This is a genomic window from Terrabacter sp. P5_B1 (genome assembly GCF_056400505.1).
Window position 1 is genome coordinate 1 of the sequence record NZ_JBFULD010000227.1, and the last position, 6,917, is coordinate 6,917.

Sequence of the window (6,917 nt, forward strand, 5' to 3'; positions counted from 1 at the left end):
TCCCTACGCCGACCGCATGGAGCTGGCGTATGCCGCGTGCGACCTCGTCGTCGCGCGCGCGGGCGCCAACACGGTGTGCGAGCTGACGGCCGTGGGTCTGCCGGCCGTGTACGTCCCGCTCCCCGTCGGCAACGGTGAGCAGCGGCTCAACGCCTTCGAGGTCGTCGCAGCCGGAGGCGGTCTCCTCGTCGACGACGCGGCCTTCACCCCTGCGTGGGTCGATGCCGAGCTGCTGCCCCTGGCGGCCGACACCGCGCGCCTCGGCGCCATGGCGGCTGCTGCCCGCGCGCTCGGTGAGACTGCCGCCGACGAAGCCCTGGCCGACCTGGTCGACGAGGCGGCAGAAGGCAGGAAGAGCCTGTGAACCGGACGCCGCGCACCCCCACCGTCGACGACCCGTTCGCTGCGGCGCGCTTCGACTTCCGGGCGCCCGTGCCAAGTGCCGCCGACTTCGGACGCGTGCACTTCCTCGCCATCGGAGGGGCCGGGATGTCGGGCGTGGCACGCATCATGCTGGCCCGCGGCATCCGGGTCACCGGCAGCGACGCCAAGGACGTCCCCGTCCTCAAGGCCCTCGAGAGCGAGGGCGCCGGCGTCTGGGTCGGGTTCCACGAGGCACACCAGGAGCGAGCCGACGCCATCGTCATGAGCTCGTCGATCCGTGACGACAACGTGGAGCTCGTGGCAGCGCGCGAGCGGGGGGTGCCGGTGCTCCACCGGGCGCAGGGTCTCGCCGCACTGATGCAGGGTCGGCGGCCGGTCGCAGTGGCAGGAGCCAACGGCAAGACGACGACGACGTCGATGCTCACCGTGGCGTTGCAGGGCTGCGGCCTCGACCCGTCCTTCGCCGTCGGCGGCGAGCTGGCCAAACACGGCACGAACGCCCACGACGGCGCCGACGACATCTTCGTCGTGGAGGCCGACGAGAGCGACGGCTCGTTCGTGGTCTATGGCCCTGAGGTCGCGATCGTCACGAATGTGCAGCCGGATCACTTAGACTTCTACTCGAACTTCAAGGTTGTGCAGGCTGCCTACGACGCCTTCGTCGCAACGATCCGCCCCGGCGGACTGCTCGTCACGTGCGCGGACGACGCCGGCGCCGTGGCCCTTGCAGAGCGGGCCCGGGCAGCCGGCACGCGCGTGCTCACCTATGGCTTCGACCCGACGTCCGGCGTCGTGCTGGGCGAGCACCGCCAGGACGGCGTCACCTCCTCGGTCACCCTGCGCGACGCAGGCGTCGATCGCCGGATGACGCTCGGCGTGCCCGGTCGCCACAACGCGCTCAACGCCGCGGCCGCGTATGCCGCGGCCGTCCACGGCCTCGACGAGGACCCCGACCGCGTCATCGCCGGCCTCGCGTCCTTCACCGGCACGCGACGGCGGTTCGAGCCGAAGGGCGAAGCGGGGGGCGTCGTCGTCGTCGACGACTACGCCCACAACGCCGGCAAGGTCGCTGCGGTCGTCGAGACCGCCAAGGACCTCGTCGGGGACAGCGGGCGCCTCGTCGTCGTCTTCCAGCCGCATCTCTACAGTCGGACGCGTGACTTCGCCGCCGAGCTGGGGTCGGGTCTAGCGCCCGCGGACGTCGTCGTGGTCATGGACGTCTACGCCGCCCGGGAGGACCCCCTGCCGGGGGTGTCCGGCCGGCTCGTGGCCGACGCGGTGACAGCCGCCCGGCCGGAGGCCGACGTCCACTACGTGCCCTCGTGGTCGGCCGTCGCCGACACGGTGGCGGCCCTGGCTCGAGCCGGTGACCTCGTGCTGACGGTCGGCGCGGGCGACGTGACGATGGTCGGCCCGGAGGTCTTGCGGGTCCTCGGGGGTGGGTCGCCGTGATGCTCGAGCGAGGCTCGTCTCGCCGTCGCGTCGCGGGTACCGGACTCGCCTCCGCACGCAGGCGCTTCGAGCGCCGCGCTGCGGCAGCACGTCGGCGGCCCCGCCTCGTCGCCGGTGTCCTGGCGGCCGTGCTGGTCCTCGGCGGCCTCGTCGCCTGGCTGGGATGGTTCAGCAGTGTCCTGACGGCCTCGAAGGTCGAGGTCCACGGGGTCGGTGCCACCGCGTCGGGTCGGGTGCGCAGCGTGGCCAAGGTGCCCCTCGGGGGACCGCTCATGCGGGTCGACACCGACGCCGTCACCACCCGTCTGCTCGCGGACCGTGCCTGGAGCAGCGTCTCGGTGAGCCGGAGCCTGCCCGACACCGTCGTCATCACGGTCACCCCGCGCGTCGCGGTGCTCGCGGTGCGCAACCCCAAGGGTGAGGTGGACGTCGTGGATCGCGACGGATACACTTTCCGGACCGTCGGCAGCGCACCGGCCGACGTGCCGCTCGTCAGCTCGGGAGCCGCCCAGGTGACCAAGGCGGGTGTCGAGGCGGCGCTGGCGGCCCTCGGGTCGCTCGACCCTTCGCTGCGTGCCGACGTCTCCGGCGTGTCCGTGTCGGCAGCCGACCAGGTCTCCTTCACCGTCACGGCGAAGGGTGGGTCACCCAAGACGGTCGTCTGGGGCGGCGCCGACGACGGCAGGCGCAAGGCGAAGCTCGTGAAGATCCTGCTGGGGGAGCCGGGGTCGACGATCGACGTCAGCGTCCCGTCGTCACCCGTCACGCGCTGACCTGCGGGGGCGGTCCGGGACCCGGATTCCCGGGCACGAGCAAGCGCGTGGGAGAGTGGTCCCCGGCGGTCCGGACCTCGTGTCCGGTGGTGCTGGTGTGACGTGTGGGGCTCGGTTCCTGGAATTGGGGTAATCCCCGGGACGACACGCCGCCTCGTGGGTTGAACGACCTTGTGGCTCGTCATACCGTCGGGGCACCAGTTCGTGACCAAACCGTAACCTTTACCTTCACGTTGAGGGTTTGCGGGCCACATGCTCCAGTCGAACCGGACCCACCACGCACCTCCCATCCCCAGACCACCCGGCAACACGGCATCACCAGTCAGGAAGGCCCACTCTCGTGGCAGCAGCACCGCAGAACTACTTGGCCGTCATCAAGGTCGTCGGCATCGGCGGCGGCGGCGTCAATGCCATCAATCGCATGATCGAGGTCGGCCTAAAGGGCGTCGAGTTCATCGCCATCAACACCGACGCCCAGGCGCTGCTCATGAGCGACGCCGACGTCAAGCTCGACGTCGGTCGTGAGCTCACCCGTGGCCTCGGAGCGGGGGCCGACCCGGAGGTCGGCAAGAAGGCCGCCGAGGACCACGCGGAGGAGATCGAGGAGGTCCTCAAGGGGGCCGACATGGTCTTCGTCACCGCGGGTGAGGGTGGTGGCACCGGAACCGGTGGCGCGCCCGTCGTGGCTCGTATCGCCCGTCAGCTCGGCGCGCTCACCATCGGTGTCGTCACGCGTCCGTTCACCTTCGAGGGACGCCGCCGCGCCAACCAGGCCGAGTCGGGCATCGGGAGCCTCCGCGAGGAGGTCGACACCCTGATCGTCATCCCCAACGACCGACTCCTCTCGATCAGTGACCGCAACGTCTCGATGATGGACGCCTTCCGCTCGGCCGACCAGGTCCTGCTCTCCGGTGTCCAGGGCATCACCGACCTCATCACGACGCCGGGTCTGATCAACCTCGACTTCGCCGACGTCAAGTCGGTCATGCAGGGCGCCGGCTCGGCGCTCATGGGCATCGGCTCCGCACGGGGCGAGGACCGCGCGGTCCAGGCCGCCGAGCTGGCCATCAGCAGCCCGCTCCTCGAGGCGTCCATCGACGGTGCCCACGGAGTGCTCCTGTCGATCCAGGGTGGCTCCGACCTCGGTCTCTTCGAGATCAACGAGGCGGCCCGTCTCGTCCAGGAGGCGGCGCACCCCGAGGCCAACATCATCTTCGGTGCGGTCATCGACGACGCGCTCGGCGACGAGGTCCGCGTCACGGTCATCGCGGCCGGGTTCGACAGCGGCGGTCCGACCCAGCGCCACGACGACCGTGCGCTCGGACAGGTCATGGGACGCCCGCAGCAGGCCCAGCAGCAGCGGGCGGCCGCGCCGGCGCCCCAGCAGGCGCAGCCGGCCCACTCCAACGGTGCGTCGCAGCCCGTCTCCCAGCAGGCTCACCAGCTGCCCACGCAGCAGTCGACCCAGCAGTCCACCCAGCAGCAGCCGCAGCACCACGCACCGGTTGCGGCAGCGCAGCCGGTGCAGCAGCCGCCCCGCCAGGTGACCTTCGACGAGGGCGACGACCTCGACGTCCCTGACTTCCTCAAGTAGGCCGTCGTAGGGTCGGCTCGTGTTCTACTGGCGCACGACCATCGAGACCGATGACCACGACCGCCCCGCCGACGCTGTCGAGATGGCCTTCACCGGCCGGTCGGCAGGCCGCGGCGGCGGGGCGTTTGCCGGCCTGAACCTCGGGGGCCACGTCGGGGATGCGGCCGCCGACGTCGAGGCCAACCGCGAGGCCCTGGCGCACGAGGTCGACCTGTCGCGCGAGCGGCTCGTCTTCATGAACCAGGTGCACGGCACCGACGTCGTCGAGGTCAACGGTCCTTGGGCCGGTGAGGCGCCGGCTGTCGACGGGATCGTCACTCGTGCCACCGACCTTGCTCTCGCCGTGCTGGTGGCCGACTGCGTCCCGGTCCTGCTGCACGACGTCCGGGCGGGGGTCGTCGGAGCCGTCCATGCCGGTCGCCCCGGCATGCTGAGCGGGATCGTCGGGCGTGCGGTGACCGCGATGCGCGAGCTCGGTGCGACCTCCGTGTCCGCGACGGTGGGGCCGTCGGTCTGCGGGCGCTGCTACGAGGTGCCTGCCGACATGGCCCACGCTGCCGCCCGGACGGCTCCGGCGTCTGCGGCGCGCTCATGGAGAGGGACCCCGGCAATCGACGTCGCCGCGGGAGTGGTCGAACAGCTGGCTGCGGCCGACGTCGCGGTGCAATGGGTTCCGGGCTGCACGCGCGAGAGTGGTGACCTCTACTCCTATCGGCGCGACGGTCGGACCGGCCGCTTCGCGGGCGTGGTCGTGCGCCGCGCGGTCTCGGCGTGACGGGCGACGCGCAGCCGCGACTGGAACAGCTGCGTGACAACCTCGCAGCCGTCCACGAACGCATCGCCCGCGGCTGCGCCGAGGCGGGCCGCGACCCCGAGGCCGTGACCCTTGTCGTCGTCACGAAGTACTTCCCGGCCTCTGACGTCCTGCTCCTCCACCGGCTGGGGGTCCGGCACTTCGGCGAGAACCGCGACCAGGAGGCGAGCGAGAAGTTCCGCGAGGTGCGGCGCGCGCTCTCGGAGTCCGGCGCGCACGACCTGACACTGCACTTCATCGGGCAGCTCCAGAGCAACAAGGCCGCTCATGTCGCCGGCTACGCCGATGTCGTCGAATCCGTGGATCGAGCCAAGCTCGTGGCCCCCCTTGTCAAGGGTGCGCACGCCGCCGACCGGCGCCCGGAGGTGCTCGTCCAGGTCAGCCTCGATGGCGCGACCTCACGCGGTGGCGTGCTGCCACTCGAGGCCGACTCCCTCGCGGACGACGTCGCGGCCTCGGCGGTTCTCGAGCTGCGTGGCGTCATGGCCGTCGCACCGCTCGGCGCCGACCCCGACGAGGCCTTCGCCCGCCTGCACGACGTCGCGGACGGCATACGTGCTCGGCACGCGAGGGCGGACTGGATCTCCGCCGGGATGAGCGCCGACCTCGAGGCGGCGCTGCGCCACGGCGCGACACACCTGCGTGTCGGGACCGCAATCCTCGGTTCGCGCCCGTCACTTCTGTAACGTCGGCGACGATCACAATTCGACGTTTGGGAGCTGGCCATGGCAGGGGCACTGCGCAAGACGATGGTGTACCTCGGACTGAGCGAGGAGGACCAGCGTCATGAGCGTTACGACGAGTACGACGCCTACGACGACTCCGACCGCTACGACGACACCGAGCACACCGCAGCGGTGACTCAGCTGCCCACCAAGCGGCCAGTGGCTGCCGTCGTGCGCGACGTCGAGGTCGGCTCGCTCAACCGCATCACGACGATCCACCCGCGCACCTACAACGAGGCCAAGAACATCGGCGAGTGGTTCCGCGACCAGGTGCCGGTCATCATGAACCTCAGTGACATGGACGACGCCGACGCCAAGCGTCTCGTCGACTTCGCGGCTGGGCTCGTCTTCGGCCTCCACGGCACGATCGAGCGCGTCACCTCCAAGGTGTTCCTCCTGTCGCCGGCTCACGTCGAGATCTCCGCCGACGAGGCAGAGACGCCCGCGGTCTCGAACCGCGGCTTCTTCAACCAGAGCTGAGCGCGCCGGTCCCCGACCTGGAGCGGTGAGCCGGGGTCGGCTGGCGTCGACGTGCACCCCGACTATCACTCCGGCCGCAAGATCAGGGACACTGACGGACATGGACGCGTTCTGGACCATCTACGGGGTGGTGATCTTCACCTTCTTCATCGCCCTCATCGGTCGCTTCGTCATCGACTGGGTGCAGGTGCTGGCTCGGTCGTGGCGCCCCTCCGGGGTCGTCCTCGTCGTGGCCGAGGGGGTCTACACCGTGACCGACCCTCCCTTGCGCGCCCTGCGCAAGGTGATCCCGTCGCCGAACCTCGGCGGCGTCCGACTTGATCTCAGCTTCCTCGTCCTGATGTTGCTGACCTCCCTCGCTCTCAACGTGCCGAGCTTGTTCTGACCGACAGGTGGCCACCTGTCGCCCGCTGCGCGGGCTCCGGTGTCGACAACCGGACCGCGAGCCTGCCTTTGGTTCGCGACCGGAAGGTTGGATAGCGTTGGCCCGAACCATTACGTCTGCATCGAGGTGACACATGGCACTTACGCCTGAACAGGTGCTCAACAAGCACTTCCAGACCACGCAGTTCCGTCGTGGCTACGAGGAGCGGGACGTTGACGACTTCCTCGATGAGATCGTGGCGGAGATGCGCTCGCTCATCGAGCAGCGCGACGACTACCTGAAGCAGCTCAACGACTGCCGCGCGAGCAAG

The 6,917-nt window shown here is 70.3% G+C and carries 9 protein-coding genes; all 9 read left to right on the forward strand.

The window, feature by feature from the left end:
- Positions 1-364, forward strand: a 364-nt coding sequence (locus tag AC1DP0_RS15355; protein WP_478085654.1) for a glycosyltransferase, incomplete at its 5' end; no start/stop codon positions are given.
- Positions 361-1,836, forward strand: coding sequence for a UDP-N-acetylmuramate--L-alanine ligase (gene murC / locus AC1DP0_RS15360; protein ID WP_478085656.1), 1,476 nt, complete (start codon positions 361-363; stop codon positions 1,834-1,836). The genes AC1DP0_RS15355 and murC, both read left to right, overlap by 4 nt.
- Complete coding sequence (locus tag AC1DP0_RS15365; RefSeq protein WP_478085668.1) at positions 1,836-2,609, forward strand: cell division protein FtsQ/DivIB; 774 nt, start codon at positions 1,836-1,838, stop codon at positions 2,607-2,609. The genes murC and AC1DP0_RS15365 overlap by 1 nt, the downstream gene beginning before the upstream one ends.
- Before the next feature lie 340 nt (positions 2,610-2,949).
- Complete coding sequence (ftsZ, locus tag AC1DP0_RS15370; protein WP_478085658.1) at positions 2,950-4,203, forward strand: cell division protein FtsZ; 1,254 nt, start codon at positions 2,950-2,952, stop codon at positions 4,201-4,203.
- A gap of 19 nt (positions 4,204-4,222) precedes the next feature.
- Positions 4,223-4,978 (forward strand): peptidoglycan editing factor PgeF, encoded by a 756-nt coding sequence (gene pgeF / locus AC1DP0_RS15375; RefSeq protein WP_478085660.1) that lies wholly within the window; start codon positions 4,223-4,225, stop codon positions 4,976-4,978.
- Positions 4,975-5,703: a YggS family pyridoxal phosphate-dependent enzyme gene (locus AC1DP0_RS15380; RefSeq protein WP_478085662.1), complete on the forward strand. Its 729-nt coding sequence runs from the start codon at positions 4,975-4,977 to the stop codon at positions 5,701-5,703. The genes pgeF and AC1DP0_RS15380 overlap by 4 nt, the downstream gene beginning before the upstream one ends.
- Positions 5,704-5,742: 39 nt before the next feature.
- Entirely contained in the window at positions 5,743-6,222 is a 480-nt protein-coding gene (locus tag AC1DP0_RS15385; RefSeq protein ID WP_478085664.1) for a cell division protein SepF, read from the forward strand.
- A 100-nt stretch (positions 6,223-6,322) separates the two neighbouring features.
- Positions 6,323-6,607 (forward strand): YggT family protein, encoded by a 285-nt coding sequence (locus AC1DP0_RS15390; protein WP_478085666.1) that lies wholly within the window; start codon positions 6,323-6,325, stop codon positions 6,605-6,607.
- 133 nt (positions 6,608-6,740) lie between these two features.
- The coding region (locus AC1DP0_RS15395) for a DivIVA domain-containing protein (protein WP_478085671.1) at positions 6,741-6,917 on the forward strand (177 nt) is incomplete at its 3' end.